This window comes from Amycolatopsis circi, assembly GCF_003385235.1.
GTDB classification, from domain to species: Bacteria; Actinomycetota; Actinomycetes; order Mycobacteriales; family Pseudonocardiaceae; genus Amycolatopsis; species Amycolatopsis circi.
Window position 1 is genome coordinate 75410 of the sequence record NZ_PQIA01000013.1, and the last position, 16032, is coordinate 91441.

Consider the following 16032-nt stretch of genomic DNA (forward strand, 5'->3'; position numbering starts at 1 on the left):
GCCGCGAGCCACCTGGGCCGTGGCCGAGCCATCACGGCTGGTCACACCTGCTCCGTGGCCGATTTGTGATGGTGGTCACGGGCCATACCGAGGGTTTGCTCCTCGCGGTCGCGAATCCCAAGCACAGCCCCCGATCCCGAAGAGATTTCCGGTTCGGCCGCCGACCGGGAAGGTCAACGGGAGATAACGGTTTTGTGGAGATCCGTGCGTTCCGGGCGAGGATTTGCGAGTGCTCGCCCCTGCCGACCAGGTCCGTTTCGCCTTCGAGCCGCTGTACAGCCTCTACAGCGGCTCGGCTGTCGCAGTCGAAGCGGTCGGGCATCCGGCGGCGGGCTGGGTCCAGGATCTGCTCGACGCGGCGGGCGACCAGGCCCAGCTGATCGACGCCGACCTCGACCTGGCGGCACGCGCGGCCGCGGCGGTCCCGCGGACCACGGCCGGGGTTTCGCTGCATCTCAACCTGAGCGCCAGCACCGCCGGCGCGCCCGCCGAGCGGTTCATCCCGCTGCTCCAGACCTTGGAACGCACGGGTCGCCGACCCGCCGACGTCGTACTGGAAATCACCGCACCGCTCGCCATCCCGAACCCGGGCACCCTGCTGCAGGGCCTGCACCGACTCCGCGACCTCGGCTTCCGGCTGGCCTTCGACCGGCTCGGCGCCGCGGGCCTGCCGATGAACCTCCTCGCCGAAGCGCCGATCGAGATGATCAAGCTGGATCGCGCGACGCTACGACGACTCCCGGCGAACGCGGCGACCGTCGCGCTCGTCGAGGCGCTGGTGCAGTTCGCGACGCAGACCGATCTGCGGCTCGTCGCGACGGGAATCGAGAACGACGCGGAACTCGACGTCGCCCGGCGGGCCGGAATCCGGCTGGTGCAAGGGAATCTGTTCGCCACCGCCGCTCCCGAGCGGGTGCTGCCCACCGCCGAACGAGGCGACCAGCCGGGCACCATGGTGGTCTCGCCCGCCGCCGGACTGCGGATCCCCGAATTCCTCCGCCAAGCCAAAACCCTGCCGGACGACGCGACGTGCGACGACGTCCACGCGATCCTGTCCGCCGAGCACGCGCCGAAAGCCATCGTCGGGCTGGACCAGCAAGCGCGTCCACAGTGGACTATCGACCGGATGCGCTTCCTGCTCGCGGTGACCGGCCGGTACGGACACGCGCTGTACGCGGGCAAACCCGCCGCGAAACTGGCCGGCCCGCCGCGGCTGGTCCGAATCGACACCGGTACCCGCGAACTGCTCGAAATCATCGCCGACGGCGGAGCCGAGCACAGCGGCGACGACCTAGTGGTCACTGACGCATCCGGCCGGTACCAGGGGGTGGTGCGGCCGAACGAGGTGATGCGCCGGATGGCCGCGGTGAAGGTCGAGGCCGCGGTCGCGCTCAACCCGCTCACCCGGCTGCCCGGGAGCGACGCGATCGCCCAGGACGTTGCCCGCCGAGCGGGCGCCGGACGGCCGTTTGTCGTGGCCTGGCTGGACATCGACCACTTCAAGCGCCTCAACGACACCGCCGGGTTCGCCGCGGGCGACGACCTGATCCGCGCCATCGGCCGAGCCCTGACCGACCACGCCCGGCGGCTCGGAGACGTCACCGTCGGGCACGTCGGCGGAGACGATTTCCTGGTCGTGTGCGGCGTCGAGGACATCACGTCACTCGCGGACGCCGTCCTCGGCCACGGCTGGTCCGTCGACGGGGTGCCGGTAACGCTCTCCCTGGCGAGCCTTGTCCAGACCGGTGCGTCAGCGGGTTCGTATCGCGAAAGCGCGCGGTTGCTGGCGCCGTTGAAGAAGCAGGCGAAAGGGATCGCGGGTTCGAGCTGGGTCAACAGCTGGCCGGGTGCGGGGCGGGCGCAGATTCTTCGCGGTGGCAAGGAGATGGGTGATCGGTCGCCGGTGCTGCTTTCCCAGCAGTAGTCAGCATTCCGGCAGTTCATCCGCGGTCAGCAACGCATGCAGCTTCCCGAGACGCCGCCGCATCGCTGGATTGAGCTGGTCGACCAGCACCGCACAGCCAACCAGTTCCGCACCCGCCTCCACCACCAAATCACGAACGGCCAGCGCCTGACTCCCCGTCTCGATCCAGTCGTCCACCAACAGCGCCCGGTCGCCGGACGACAGCGCCGATCGCTGCAACCGCAAGGTATGCCGGAAACCCCGGTAGTCCGGGTCCGTTTCGCGGGTCAGCTTCTCGCCGGGGAACATCCCGGCCGCCTTCCGGATCGCGGCGAACCCGACGCCCAGTTCCAGCGCCACCGCCCCGCCGAGCAGGAATCCCCGCGATTCGATCCCGCACACCGCGGTCACGTCCGCGTCCCGGAACGGCTCGGCCAGCGCCTTGACCACCTCGGCGAACGCCGTCGCGTCGCGGAAAACCGGCCAGAGGTCGGCGTGTCCGTCGACCCAGCGGAAGCGGTCCAGCAGAAGAGCACGTGTCATGCGGCGATCTTGACGCCTCGCCCGGCAGTCGGGCGAGGCGATTTCGCCACCGCCTGACGCGCCGACCAAGGATCGCGCGAGGTGATTCACCTAGCGAGGCACCCAGCGATCGCGCGCCACGATCTCCGCGTCACCTCGCGCCGCCCAGCGATCGTGCCAGGTAATTGCCCTGTCACCTGGCACGTCCCGCCGCGGCCGGGCGCCGCGATCTCCCCGCCACCTCGCACCATCCACCGATCGCGCAACGCGATAGCTCCGTCACCTAGCGAGTTACGCCGCAGCCGGACGAGACGATCTCCCCGCCACCTCACGCCACCCGGCGATCGCGCAACGCGATAGCCCCGTCACCTAGCGAGTCACGCCGCGGTCAGCCGAGGCCATTCCCCGGTCACCTCGCGAGCCGGGCGCGGGCCTCCTCGGTTTGCGGCGCGAACAGGTTGACCAGATTGCCGTCCGGATCGCGGAACAGCAGCGAACGGTTGCCCCACGGCATCGTCGTCGGCTCCTGCACCACCTCCGGCAGCAGCGGCCGCAGCCGCGCGAACTCTCGGTCCACGTCCTCGACCTGGAACTCCAGGATGACGGTCCAGTTCGATTGCGGCACCGCCGCACCCGCACTGAACAGCGTCATCGTCTCGGCGCTGCCGATCGCCAGCGTCGCGGTCTCGCCGACGAACTCGGCGAACTGCTTCGCCGGCCTGCTCGCCACGAGCCCGGTCACCTGCTCGTAGAAGGACGTCAGACGGTCGATGTCGCCGGTGATGATCCGGACTGAAGTCAGCTGCACGGCCAAGTTCCTCTCTCTGGTTGCTTGGTGGCCACGCTAGGAGCAATAGTGGACAGGATCCGCCCGGTATTGCGAGAATTCTCCGCATGACCCGGCCGATCGCCCGCGTGCTGGCCCTGCTGGAGATCCTCCAGGGCGGCGGCACCCGGACCGTCGCCGAACTCGCCGGGCGGCTCGGCGTGGACGAGCGCACCGTCCGCCGGTACGTCGAGCACCTGCTTGACCTGGACATTCCGGTCCGCTCCGTGCGCGGCCGCTACGGCGGGTACCGGCTCGCCCCCGGCTACCGGATGCCGCCGCTGATGCTCACCGACGAGGAGGCGCTCGCGGTCCTGCTCGGGCTGGTCGCCGGTCGGCGCGCGGGGCTGGTCACCACGTCGGTGGCGGCTGCGGAAAGCGCGGTCGCGAAGGTCCGCCGGGTACTGCCCGAAGCGCTCGGCCGTCGGCTCGACGCGTTGCTGGAGGTCGCCGACTTCACCGCACCCGCGCGTGCCTCGCTCACCGCCGAGGCCGAAGTGCTTCTCGCGGTCGCCGAGGCAGCACGCGACCAGCGTCCGGTCAAGATCGCCTACACCGCGGCCCACGGACGAAGCAGCGAACGCGTCGTCGAGCCGTACGGTGTCGTGGCACATTCCGGCCGTTGGTATCTCACCGGCTTCGACTCAAGTGCCGGACAGGTGCGCACGTTCCGCGTCGACCGCATCGAGCGGGCCGAACCGCAGGACGGAACCTTCAGCGCCCCAACGGATTTCGACCCCACGCAGCAGGTTCTCACCGGCATCGCCGAAGCACCGCATCGGCATGCCGTATCCGTGCGGATACGCGCTGCGGCGGAGGAGATCCGCGCGGTGTTCCCGCCGTCCATCGCCATCCTGGAGGCAGACGGCCCATGGACGCGGGCGCGGATCCGGGCCGAACGGCTCGACTGGATCCCGCCGCGACTCGCCGCGCTCGACCGGCCGTTCGTCATCGAGCAGCCCGACGCCCTCCGCGACCAGATGCGCGCCCTCGCCGACCGCCTGACTGGTTACGCCGGATCAGACTCCAGCGCGACATCCAGCAGCGCGCCCAACTCGTTGAGCTGAGCCGCCGAAAGCCGGTTGAACGACGCCTTCACCACGACGTCCGCGAGTTCCTGCCCCGCCGCCCGCAGCTCCGCGCCCTTCTCCGTCAACCGATGCCGCACCGCGCGGCCCGGCCCGGGCACCCGCTCGATCAGGCCGCGGTCGACCATCCGCGCGGCCAGCGTGCCGAAGGACTGGTCGGTCTGGAAAGTCAGCACGGCGAGGTCGTGCAGCGACGCCTCCGGGTGATTGTCCAAGTGCCGCAACGTGTCCCACTGCACCAGCGACAGGCCGAGCGGCTGCAACGCCTGACTCAGCGCACGGTGATGGCGGTGCTGCAGGCGCTTGACGGCCAGTGCGACGTCGGCGTGGCGGTACCTCATGACCGAGGAGCCTACCCGCTTCAAGACAGCTTGCTTATCTCAACTTCCTTATATAAGGTTCCTGATATGACGTCCGCCAAGACCCTCCAACTCGCCGGCCCGGTCGAGTTCACCGTCCAGGACCGCGACCGCACCCAGACGTTCCTGCTCCTGCACGGCGGAGGCGGCGTCGCGACGATGGCCGGTTTCGCCGACCTCCTGGCCGAACGCACGCGCTCGCGAGTGCTGCTGCCCACCCATCCCGGCTTCAGCGGCACGCCGAAAGCCGCCGAACTCACCGACGTCACCGCGCTGGCCAAGGCGTACGTCACGATGCTTGACCACCTCGACGCCTCGAACGTCACCGTGGTCGGCAACTCCTTCGGCGGCTGGCTGGCCGCCGCAATCGCCCTGCTGCACAGCCCGCGCGTCAGCCGCGCGGTGATCCTCGACGGCATCGGCATCGAGGTCGACGGCCATCCACTGGCCGACGTCCGCGGCAAGACGGTCGCCGAGATCCAGCAGTTCTCGTTCCACGACCCGGCGAAGGCACCGACCCCGCCGCCCGGCAGCACCGGCCCGAGCCCGGACGTCGTGGCGCTGGTCGGTTACACCGGCCCGACGATGGCCGACCCGACCCTGGCCGAACGGCTGGGCAAAGCGGAGACGCCGGTCCATGTCCTGTGGGGCGAAAGCGACCGCATCGCCGACCCGCAGTACGGCACGGCTTTCGCCGCCGCGATCCCCGGGGCGACGTTCACCGTGCTGCCTCGTACCGGGCATTTGCCGCAGGTCGAAACTCCGGAGGAACTGCTCGACGCACTGCTCGCTCTTGACGGAAAGCCCGCAGAAGCCGGGTTCTAGCCCTCGAAGGTGGGTCGCACCGCGAACCCTTGGCCGAACGCCTCCCCTAGTTCCCGGACCAAAAGCGGCCCGCAGCCCCGCACTTCCAAGCGCAACACTCACCGTCTGCTCCACGCCGAACGCGCACCGTAAACTGCAGTCCTCAGAGGAACTACCCGTCACCGACGCGCGACGATCGCCAGCCATCGATGAGCTTTCCAGTCTGCGGTAGCCAAGCGCGACCCAGAACTAGCAGGTCAAAGCGCTAAACGTCTCCCCGAAACTAGATCCCGACCAGACCTTCAGCCCTCCCGTACTACGACCAGTTGCGGATTAAAAAATGGCAACTACTGCTTGCTGATATCTCAACTCACACCTACTGTGATCCCAGTCGCTCGCTGAACGAAGGAGATCGCAGTGCCTCGCAGTCACGATCCTCGACCGGCCGGCTGGCGGGTCGGCGCCGACATCGGCGGCACGTTCACCGACGTCATCGCGCTGGGCCCGGACGGGGAGATCGTCCCGATGAAGGTCCCGTCGACGCCGCCCGACTACGGCGCGGGCGTCGTGACGGCGACGACCGCGGTGCTGTCGTCCGCCGGTACGCAACCGGAGTCGGTGGTCGCGATGCTGCACGGCACCACCGTGGCCACCAACGCGATCCTGTCGATGAGCGGCGTCCGGACCGCGGTAGTCACCACCCGGGGCTTTCGCGACGTGCTGGAAATCGGGCGGCTGCGGCGTCCGGCGCTCTACGACCTGTCCTGGTCGAAGCCGGAACCGTTGGCCCGCCGCAGGAATCGCTACGAACTCGACCAGCGCATCGCCGCCGACGGGCAGCTCTCCCCCGCGACCGACGAGGACGAAGTCCGTGCGCTGGCCGGGCAATTGCGCGCGGACGGCATCGAAGCGGTGGCCGTATGCCTGATCAACTCCTACGTCCGGCCGGACGAGGAGCGCCGGGTCGCCGAGTTGCTGCGCACCGAACTGCCGGACGTCTACGTCACCGCGTCGGTCGACGTTTCCCCGCAGCCGCACGAGTTCGAACGCACCAGCACGGCCGCGGTCAACGCGTACGTCGGCCCGGCGGTGCACGGTTACCTCACCCGGCTGGAAGCGGGACTGCGCGCGGAAAACGTCCACGCGCCGCTGCTGGTCATGCAGTCCAGCGGCGGATTGCTCGATGCCGCTTCGGTCGCGCAGCGGCCGGTGCAGATCATCGAGTCCGGCCCGGCGGCCGGTGTCACCGCAGTGCAGAAGCTGGCGCAGCTGATCGGTCTGTCCACAGTCGTCGCCTTCGACATGGGCGGAACCACGGCGAAAGCCTCGCTGATCGAGCACGGGGAACCGTTCGTCTCGGCGGACTACGAGGTCGGCGGCGGGATGAATGTGGCGCGCGGGCTCAGTTCCGGGGCCGGCCACCCGGTGCGGGCTCCGTCGATCGACATCGCCGAGGTCGGTTCCGGCGGCGGCAGCATCATCTCGGTCGATCCCGCCGGCGCGCTCCACGTCGGGCCGACGAGCGCCGGGTCACGTCCAGGGCCGGCCTGCTATGGCCAGGGCGGCGAACTGCCGACCCTGACGGATGCCAACGTCACGCTTGGATATCTCAGCCCGCGGTCGCTGGCAGGCGGCCGCGTCGCGATTCATCCGGACCTTGCCGAAAAAGCACTGTCCACAGTGGCCGAACAGCTCGGCGATGACATATCAGGAGCCGCCCGCGGGGCATATCAGGTCGCCGTCTCCAGTATGACAACCGCGGTCAAAGCGGTGACCAGCGAACGAGGCAGGGATCCGCGAGAGGCCACGATGGTCGCGTTCGGCGGCGCGGGTCCGCTGTACGCCGCCGCGCTGGCCCGCGAATTGGGTATCGACACTGTGCTCGTGCCGGTGCACCCCGGGCTGTTCAGCAGTCTCGGCCTGCTCGTCGCCGACACCGAACGGCACGAACTCTCGCCGTACCGCGCCGAGTTCGCTGAGATACCAGCGCTCGCCAAGGAATTCGCTCGGCTGGCCGAAAAGGTGCGCGAGGAACTCGGCGAAGACGCGGTCGTGGACCGGCTGCTGGACCTGCGTTACCGCGGCCAGCGATTCGAGCTGCGAATCCGCGTTCCCGACGGCGAACTCACCGAAGACCTGCTCGCCGAGACCCGAGCCCGGTTCCACGCCGAACACAAGCGCACTTACGGCCGCGCCGGTACCGACGATCTGGTCGAACCGGTCAATCTCCGGGTGCGCGGAAGGCAGCCGACCCCAGTGTCCATTTCGGACGTACTGGCCCTCCCCGATACCGATACCGAGACCGAGACCGATACCGACACCACCGCACCGAAGACCCGCGAATGCCGTTTCGCTGAAACAGTTTCCGCACCCGTCATCACCCGGTCCGCGCTCGGCGCCGAGCCAGCGGACGGGCCGATGATCATCGAGGACATGGACGCCACCACCCTGGTCCCGCCCGGCGCCCAAGCGCACCGCGACCGGTTCAACAACATCGTGATCACCTGGAGTGCCGCATGATCCGCGACGCCGTGACGTTCGAGGTCTTCCGCAACGCCGTCACCGGGATCGCCGACGAAATGGCGATCACCATCCTGCGCACCGCGCATTCTCAGCTCGTCGCGTCCAGCATGGACTTCTCCGCCGCGCTGTGCGACGCCCGCGGCCGGGTGATCGCCCAGGCGAACACACTGCCGGTGCACCTCGGGTCCATTCCGGACGCGATGGAGGCGATCTTCGCCGAGTTCGGCGATTCGGTCCGGCCCGGCGACCTCTACCTGCTCAACGACCCGTCGCTCGGCGGCATGCACCTGCCGGACATCTTCGCGGTTTCCCCGGTGTTCACCGGAGAAACGCTGCTCGGCTTCGCGGTCACCGTCGTCAACCACACCGACGTCGGCGGCTGGGCGGCCGGGTCGATGGCAGTCCAGTCGACTAATATCTTTGCCGAGGGAATTCAGATCCCACCGTCGCGGCTGATCGACGCCGGCACCACGAACGAAACCTTCCTGCGCGTGCTGCTGCGCAACGTCCGCGAACCGGAGCTTCTGCGCGGCGACCTCGAATCCCAGCTGGCCGCCTGCCACACCGGAGCCGAGGGCCTGCGCGCCCTCGCCGCGCGGCACGGCGTCGAACGGCTCTCCGAGCTGATCGACGAACTGCTCGACTACTCCGAAACCCTGCTGCGCGCCGCGCTCGCCGAAGCCGTGCCCGGCACGTACGAGTTCACCGATCACATCGACGACGACGGCCTCGGCTCCGGGCCGATCCCGATCCGCGTCAAGGCGACGCTGTCGGAGTCCGGGATCGAACTCGACTTCACCGGTTCCTCGCCGCAGGTCGCCTCCGCGCTCAACGCGACCGAATCGTTCACCCGCTCCGCCGCCTACGCCGCGCTGCAAGGCGTCCTCGCCTCTGACATTCCGGCGAACAGCGGCTTCTACCGGCCGTTCAGCTTCGTCATCCCGGAAGCGTCCATCCTCAATGGACAGCGCCCGGCCGCTCGCGGCGCGCGCGGGCTGGTCGGCTTCCGGATCATCGACGCGGTGCTCGGCGCGCTCGCGCCGGTGTTCCCGGACCGGGTGCCGGCCGCGGGCGAAGGCGGCCCGGACGGCATCGCGATCGGTCTCGTCGGGCCGGACGGCGCGTCCATGGTGCTGTGGGATCCGCTCGCCGGCGCGTGGGGCGCCCGGCCCGACCGCGACGGCGTCGACGGGATCAGCTCGCTGGGCGCGAACCTGACCAACACGCCGGTCGAAGAACTCGAACGCTCCGGCCACCTCCGCATCGACGGCTACGGCTACCTGCCCGACAGCGGCGGCGCGGGACGATGGCGCGGCGGGCTCGCGACGTTCCGCGACATGACGCTGCTGGCTCCCGAGGCCAGCGTGCAGATCCGGTCCGACCGGCGGAAGTTCCTGCCGTACGGGCTGTCCGGCGGCGCGCCGGGGACTCCGTCGCTCAACGTGCTCGACCGAGGCGGGCCGGACGAACGCGTGCTGGAGTCCAAACCGCACTTCGCCATGACCGCCGGCGCCCGGCACCGGCACGTGACCGCGGGCGGGGGCGGCCACGGACATCCGTTCGGCCGCGAGCCGGAGCGGGTGCTCGAAGACGTCCTGGACGGCAAGGTCACCCGCGAGGGGGCCGAACGGGACTACGGCGTCGTCATCGCCGACGGGGGGATCGACCGGGCCGCCACCGCCGCCGCACGCGGCGGGGCGCGCTGACGCACCACCATTCCCATTCCCCGACAGATCGGACTTCGCCATGAGTTCCCATGTCGCCGCGGGCCGGAGCACTGTCGCACCGAGCACCTGGCGGAAAGCGGGCATCCGGATCATCCCGCTGGTCGGTCTCGCCTACGTGGCCAGCTACATCGACCGCGCCAACGTCGGCTATCTCGCCGCCCCGATGTCGCGCGACCTGCACCTGAGCACCGGCCAGATCGGGCTCGCCGCCGGACTGTTCTTCATCGGCTACATCCTCGTCGAGGTGCCGAGCAACCTGGCGCTGCGGCGGTTCGGCGCGCGGAAATGGATCGCGCGCATCATGATCACCTGGGGCCTGGTCACCGCGGCCACCGCGACGGTCAATTCGGCCGCGACGCTGTATCTGGCGCGGCTTTTGCTCGGGTTCGCCGAGGCCGGGCTCGTCGCCGGGATCCTGCTGTACCTGACTCTGTGGTTCCCGCGCCGCCAGCGGTCCTGGGCGTTGTCGGCGTTCTTCCTGATGACACCGGTGGCCTCGATCATCGGCTCGCCGCTGGCCGCCGCGCTGCTCGAATGGGGCCGGCAACTGTTCGGCATCGCGGGCTGGCGGGCGCTGTTCCTGGTCGAAGGCCTGCTGACGGTCGCGGTCAGCGTCCTCATCTTCGTCTTCCTTCCCGACCGCCCGGCCACCGCCCGCTGGCTCGACGACGACGAGAAGGCCGCGATCGAGGCGACGCTGGCCGCCGAAGCCGAAGAACACCGGGCCCACGGTGCGCTTTCCGGGCTGCGCGAGGCGCTGACCAGCCGCCGGGTCTGGGTCATGGCCGTGACGTGGTTCGCGATCGCGTTCGGGCTTTACCCGCTCCAGTTCTTCCTGCCGACGATGCTCCGGTCCATCACGCACAGCATCGGCGGCGCCGGAGATGTCAGCAGCGTCCTGTTGTCCGCGATCCCCTACGCGGTGGCATTGCTGGCGCTGCTGGCGTGGGCTCGGTTCGCGGCCCGGCGTACCGCAGTGACCGCTACTGCCATCCCCATGGCGCTCGGTATTGTCGGCCTGCTGCTGGCGACGATCACCAGCAGCGGCACGCTGTTCGTGATCGCGGTCTGCCTGAGCGTCTCCGGGATTCTCACCGCGATGCCGCAGTTCTGGCGGATCCCGGCGATCGGGCTGACCGGCGCGGCCGCCGCGTCCGGGATCGCGCTGATCAACTCGGTCAGCAACCTCAGCGGGTTCATCGGCCCGTACTTCACCGGCGCGGTCGCGTCGGCGACCGGCAGTTTCACCTATGCGCTGCTGGCGATCGCGGTCATCATGACCGCGGGACTGACCGCCCTGCTCACCACCGGGCGGCGGATGGAACGACTGGACGGGGACCTTTCATGACCACTGCACTGATCGTCGGCGACGTCCAGCGGGGCATCACGGACGGCTACCCGTTCGCCCGCCGGGTCGTTGCTCCGCTCACCGGCCTGCTGCCGCGGGTCCGGGAAGCCGGCGCACTCGTCGTCTTCGTGCACTTCGCCATGCGGGACAACGGAACGGACCTGCCTGACGGCGCGCTGTACCGCTCGTTCTTCAACGCCGGAGACGCCTTCCACGAGGGTTCGCCGGGCACCGAATTGACGCTGCCGGTCGCCGAAGAGGACGTCGTCGTCCTGAAGCGCCGGGCCAGCGCGTTCGCGGGCACGGACCTCGACCTTGTGCTCCGCGCCCGGGGGATCCGCGAGGTCGCGGTCGCCGGGGTGGCGACCAGCGCGATGGTCACCGCGACCTGCTACGACGCGGCGGATCGCGGTTACCAGGTGACCGTGCTGCGCGACGGGTGCGCCGACGGAGACCAAGAAGTCAGCGACTTCTTGCTGGACAAGGTCTTCCCCAGCCGGGGATTCGAGGTCGTGTCCTGCGCCGAGTGGGCTGGAGGCACCCCGTGAACGCGGCGTTGCTCGACCGGCTCCGCACCGAACTCGGCCAACGCCGGCTACGGCGCGACCTTGTGGTCTCCGGCGCACAGGGGCCGACGCTGGGCGTGGACGGCGAGACGCTGGTCAACCTCGCCTCCAACGACTACCTCGGTCTCGCCGGTTCCCCGGAAGTCCTTGCCGCGGCCGAAGAAGCGATGCGCGACCAAGGACTCGGCGTGGCCGCCGGCCGGGTGCTCTGCGGCACCCGGAGTGTCCACAGTGCACTCGAAGCTGCCATCGCCGAACTGGTCGGCACTGAGGACGCTGTGCTGTACAGCTCGTGCTTCGACGCGAACCTCGGCGTCTTCGCTGCCTTGCTCGGTCCGGACGACGTGATCTTCAGCGACGCGCTCAACCATGCCAGCCTGATCGACGGTATCCGGCTGGCGCGGGCCCGGCGGCAGGTCTACGCGCACTCAGATCTCAACGAGCTTGAGCGATATCTCAACGAGAGCGCGGACGCACGGCACCGGCTGATCGTGACCGACGGAGTGTTCAGCATGGACGGCGACCTCGCCCCGCTCCCCCGGCTCGCCGAACTGGCGCGGCGTTACGACGCGGTGCTGCTGGTCGACGATTCGCATGCGACCGGCGTGCTCGGTGGCGGCACCGCCGAGCACTTCGGGCTGACCGGCGAAGTCGACCTCGTGACGGGGACACTCGGCAAGGCGCTCGGCGGCGCGGCCGGAGGCTTCGTCGCCGGGCCGCGCGCGGTCACTGAAACCCTGCGCCAGGTTTCGCGGCCGTACATCTTCACCAACGCGATGGCGCCTCCGCTGGCGGCGGCCGCACTGACCGCGATCCGGCTCGCCGCCCACCGTCCGGAACTGCGGGAACGCCTCGCCGCCAACACTTCCTGGCTCCGCACCGCGTTGCGGAATCTGGGGTACGAGGTGCTGCCGGGCGAACATCCGATCGTCCCGGTGATGCTGCGCGGCGGAACGCTGGCCGTTGATATTGCAGCGGCACTACGGCGTGAGGGCGTCCTCGTGTTCGCACTTTCGCACCCAGTGGTCCCGGCGGGCGAAGAGCGGATCCGCGTACAGGTCTCGGCGTCGCACACGCAAGAACACCTCGAACGGGCAGTCGCCGCCTTCGGTCGCGTGCGCGGACTGGTGGCGGCCGCATGAGCACCGTCGAAAACCTCCGCGCTCCTACCAGCGCCGACAGCCGCGAGCTGGCCGGCCGGGTCGCGGTCGTGACCGGCGGCGCGAGCGGCATGGGCCTGGCGACCGTGCACGCACTGGTCCGCCGGGGCGCGACCGTCGCGGTATTCGACCCCGCCGCGCGAGACAGCGAAGAACTGGCGGCCACGCTCGCGGTTCCGGCGGAACGGATCAGGTCGATCGCGGCGGACGTCACGGACGCGGATCGAGTCGGCCGCGCCTTCGACGCGGTGCTGGCCGAGCAGGCCCGGCTCGACATCCTGGTCAACGCCGCGGGTATCGCACCACCGACCGCGTTTGAAGATATCACCGAAGCCGAGTGGAATCGCGTCCTCGCGGTCAGCGTGCACGGGACTTTCCTGTGCTGCCAGCGCGCATTGCCCGCGATGCGCACCACCGGCTGGGGCCGGATCGTCAACTTCTCCTCTACCGCGGGCAAAACGGTCAGTACCGCGGGCGGTGCGCATTACACGACGGCCAAGCACGGCGTCCTCGGCCTCACCCGGCATCTCGCCAAGACCTGCGGGCCGGACGGGATCACGGTCAACGCCGTCTGCCCCGGCCTGATCGACACCCCGATGGCCCGCGGCCTGCTTCCCGCCGCGGCGCTCGACGAAGCCACCCGGTCGTTCCCGGTGCCGCGCGCCGGGCTGCCCTGGGAGGTGGCCGAACTCGTCTCGTTCCTCGCGTCCGACCGAGCGGCCTACATCACCGGCGCCGCGATCGACATCAACGGCGGCGACCTCATCGGCTGATCTTCTCCAGCCGAAAACCCTTGCCACACCGCAGCACCCGAGTTCGATGCTGCGCAAAACCCTTACCAGAAGGCGAGTTCTCTCGTGCACTCCATCATCCGACACCGCATCGGCGGCCGGGAAACCACCGGACATTCGACCCGCACCGCACCGGTGTGGAACCCCGCGACCGGCGAACGCCAGGCCGACGTGCTGCTCGCCGAACCCGCCGACGTCGACGCCGCGGTGCGAGCCGCGAGCCGCGCGCTGCCGGACTGGGCCGACACCTCGGTCATGCGCCGGTCGCGGCTCATGTTCGCGTTCCGCAATCTGGTCGAGAAACACCTCGACGACCTGGCGCGGATCGTGTCCGCCGAGCACGGCAAGGTCTTCGAGGACGCGAAGGGCGAACTCGTCCGCGGCCTGGAGGTGATCGACTTCGCCTGCGGGATCCCGCACCTGCTCAAAGGCGAGTACTCCGACCAGGTCTCGACCGGCGTCGACCTGTTTTCGTTCCGGCAGCCGCTCGGCGTGTGCGCGGGCGTCACGCCGTTCAATTTCCCCGCCATGGTCCCGATGTGGATGCACCCGATCGCCGTCGCGACCGGCAACACGTTCGTGCTCAAACCGTCCGAACGCGACCCTTCCGCCGCCAATTTCGTCGCCGAACTCTATTCCGAAGCCGGGTTGCCGGACGGCGTTTTCAACGTCGTGCACGGCGACAAAGTCGCGGTGGACGCGTTGCTGGACCATCCGGACGTCGCCGCGGTGTCGTTCGTCGGTTCGACCCCGATCGCGCGGTACGTGCACGAGCGCGCGACCGCGAACGGCAAGCGCGTGCAGGCGCTCGGCGGCGCGAAAAACCACGCAGTCGTGCTGCCCGACGCCGACCTCGAAAACGCCGCCGAGCACCTGGTTTCCGCCGCGTACGGATCGGCGGGCCAGCGTTGCATGGCGATTTCGGTCGCCGTCGCGGTCGGAGACGTCGCCGAGCCGCTGGTCAAACTGATCGGCGAAAAGGCCCGGGCGATCAAGGTCGGGCCGGGCCTGACGCCTGGGTCCGAGATGGGACCGGTGGTGTCGCCGGAAGCGCTCGACCGCGTCCGGGGCTACCTCGACGCCGGCGTCGCCGCGGGCGCCGAACTCGTGGTCGACGGACGGGACGTCACCGTCGAAGGGGAAGGATTCTTTGTCGGGCCAACGCTTTTCGACGGCGTGACACCCGAAATGACCGTATATCGCGACGAGATCTTCGGCCCGGTGCTCGTCATCGTGCGCGTCGATTCGCTGACCGAGGCGATCGGCCTGATCAACGCGAGCGACTGGGCCAACGGAACCGCGATTTTCACCGGCAGCGGCCGGGCGGCGCGGCAGTTCCAGCGGTCGGTGCAGGTCGGGATGATCGGCGTGAACGTCCCGATCCCGGTGCCGATGGCGTTCTATTCGTTCGGCGGCTGGAAGCAGTCGCTGTTCGGCGCGCACCACATGCACGGTCCCGAAGGCGTCGCCTTCTACACCCGGGCCAAGGCCGTGACCAGCCGCTGGCCGGAGTCGGCGGAGGAGGCGAGCCTGCACTTCCCGACCGCGGTCTGACCGCGGCGCGGCCCGGGGAAATCGCGCTCCCCGGGCCGCGACCGGTCAGCTCAGCGGGATTTCGATGTTCGCCCGGCTGACCGACGCGCTCTTGGTCAACACCTGGAGCACGTCGCGGCGGACCCGCTCGCACCGCGCCTGCATCGAGACGCGCGCTCCGTCCTCGTCACGGTCGCGCAGGCTCTGGAAAATCGCCTGCAGCTCGCCTGGCGGGCTCGCGACGTCCGGAGCGATCATCAACACCATCCGCAGCACCCGTTCCAGCTCGTCGAGCACGTCGACGAGCGCTTTGACGAGCCGGTTGTTGCCGCTGAAGTGCGCCATGACGGCTTCGAATTCGATCCCGACCGGCAGCCAGTCGTCGAGTTCCGTCTCGCCCGCCACGTAATCGGACGAGATCTTCGACAGTATTTCGAGCCGTTCGAGCGCCGCCGCCGAGACGCCGTTCCGCGCCGCCGCGGCAGCCGCTTCCGCGGCCAGCAGCGACCGCAGGCCGCACAGATCGTCGGTGTCCTGCAACGTGATCGAACTGACGAGGTAGCCCGCGCGCGGAAGCGCGCTGACCAACCCGTCGCGGCGCAGCCGGGCCAGCGCCTCGCGCACCGGCGTCTTGCTGATCTGCCACTGCTGCGCGAGCGAGGTCTCGGTGAAACTGCTGCCGGGCCGCAGCGTCAGGTCGATGATCTGGCGCCGGATCGCCCGGTAGGCCTGGCTGGTCCGGTCGAGGCCGGATTCGTCCTTGCCGACCAGCAGCAACGCGGGAATGTGCGGCGCTCCGGAGAGGACGTCGTGGATGTCGGACACCGGTACAGAATACCAGTACTTCCGGTTGATATTGCAGGTGTACATCTCTAGGCACCT

The 16032-nt window shown here is 69.4% G+C and carries 14 protein-coding genes; 10 read left to right on the top strand and 4 right to left on the bottom strand.

All coding sequences use genetic code 11. From position 1 onward, the window contains the following. The first annotated feature begins 229 nt into the window (after positions 1-229). Positions 230-1924, top strand: coding sequence for a bifunctional diguanylate cyclase/phosphodiesterase (locus D0D37_RS07025; protein ID WP_162834107.1), 1695 nt, complete (start codon positions 230-232; stop codon positions 1922-1924). Here the strand turns inward: D0D37_RS07025 and D0D37_RS07030 are convergent, their stop codons facing one another. Then, positions 1925-2446, bottom strand: a complete 522-nt coding sequence (locus D0D37_RS07030; protein ID WP_116199703.1) for a phosphoribosyltransferase family protein — start codon at positions 2444-2446, stop codon at positions 1925-1927. A gap of 388 nt (positions 2447-2834) precedes the next feature. Further along, positions 2835-3233: a VOC family protein gene (locus D0D37_RS07035; protein ID WP_116199704.1), complete on the bottom strand. Its 399-nt coding sequence runs from the start codon at positions 3231-3233 to the stop codon at positions 2835-2837. Between the two features lie 86 nt (positions 3234-3319). Here D0D37_RS07035 and D0D37_RS07040 point away from each other — a divergent pair, with 86 nt between their 5' ends. Beyond that, on the top strand, positions 3320-4318 hold the full coding sequence (locus D0D37_RS07040; protein WP_116199705.1) for a helix-turn-helix transcriptional regulator: 999 nt from the start codon (positions 3320-3322) through the stop codon (positions 4316-4318). Here D0D37_RS07040 and D0D37_RS07045 read toward each other — a convergent pair. Next, entirely contained in the window at positions 4261-4680 is a 420-nt protein-coding gene (locus D0D37_RS07045; RefSeq protein WP_116199706.1) for a MarR family winged helix-turn-helix transcriptional regulator, read from the bottom strand. The two genes, D0D37_RS07040 and D0D37_RS07045, sit on opposite strands and share 58 nt — an antisense overlap. Before the next feature lie 66 nt (positions 4681-4746). Here D0D37_RS07045 and D0D37_RS07050 point away from each other — a divergent pair, with 66 nt between their 5' ends. The 8 genes from D0D37_RS07050 to D0D37_RS07085 all read left to right on the top strand — a co-directional run bounded on the left by D0D37_RS07050 (position 4747) and on the right by D0D37_RS07085 (position 15171). Beyond that, positions 4747-5523, top strand: a complete 777-nt coding sequence (locus tag D0D37_RS07050; protein WP_116199707.1) for an alpha/beta fold hydrolase — start codon at positions 4747-4749, stop codon at positions 5521-5523. A 396-nt stretch (positions 5524-5919) separates the two neighbouring features. Continuing rightward, positions 5920-8022: a hydantoinase/oxoprolinase family protein gene (locus tag D0D37_RS07055; RefSeq protein ID WP_116199708.1), complete on the top strand. Its 2103-nt coding sequence runs from the start codon at positions 5920-5922 to the stop codon at positions 8020-8022. After that, on the top strand, positions 8019-9731 hold the full coding sequence (locus tag D0D37_RS07060) for a hydantoinase B/oxoprolinase family protein (protein WP_116199709.1): 1713 nt from the start codon (positions 8019-8021) through the stop codon (positions 9729-9731). Before D0D37_RS07055 ends, D0D37_RS07060 begins: the two co-directional genes overlap by 4 nt. Before the next feature lie 40 nt (positions 9732-9771). After that, positions 9772-11100 (top strand): MFS transporter, encoded by a 1329-nt coding sequence (locus D0D37_RS07065; RefSeq protein ID WP_116199710.1) that lies wholly within the window; start codon positions 9772-9774, stop codon positions 11098-11100. Further along, on the top strand, positions 11097-11648 hold the full coding sequence (locus D0D37_RS07070) for a cysteine hydrolase family protein (protein ID WP_116199711.1): 552 nt from the start codon (positions 11097-11099) through the stop codon (positions 11646-11648). Before D0D37_RS07065 ends, D0D37_RS07070 begins: the two co-directional genes overlap by 4 nt. Next, on the top strand, positions 11645-12808 hold the full coding sequence (locus D0D37_RS07075; protein ID WP_208719830.1) for a glycine C-acetyltransferase: 1164 nt from the start codon (positions 11645-11647) through the stop codon (positions 12806-12808). Before D0D37_RS07070 ends, D0D37_RS07075 begins: the two co-directional genes overlap by 4 nt. Then, entirely contained in the window at positions 12805-13599 is a 795-nt protein-coding gene (locus D0D37_RS07080; protein WP_116199712.1) for an SDR family oxidoreductase, read from the top strand. Before D0D37_RS07075 ends, D0D37_RS07080 begins: the two co-directional genes overlap by 4 nt. A gap of 84 nt (positions 13600-13683) precedes the next feature. Beyond that, entirely contained in the window at positions 13684-15171 is a 1488-nt protein-coding gene (locus D0D37_RS07085) for a CoA-acylating methylmalonate-semialdehyde dehydrogenase (protein ID WP_116199713.1), read from the top strand. Between the two features lie 45 nt (positions 15172-15216). Here the strand turns inward: D0D37_RS07085 and D0D37_RS07090 are convergent, their stop codons facing one another. Further along, the gene (locus D0D37_RS07090) at positions 15217-16020 is read right to left on the bottom strand and encodes a GntR family transcriptional regulator (protein WP_208719831.1); all 804 of its coding nucleotides are present in this window, start codon (positions 16018-16020) and stop codon (positions 15217-15219) included. Between the last annotated feature and the right edge of the window lie 12 nt (positions 16021-16032).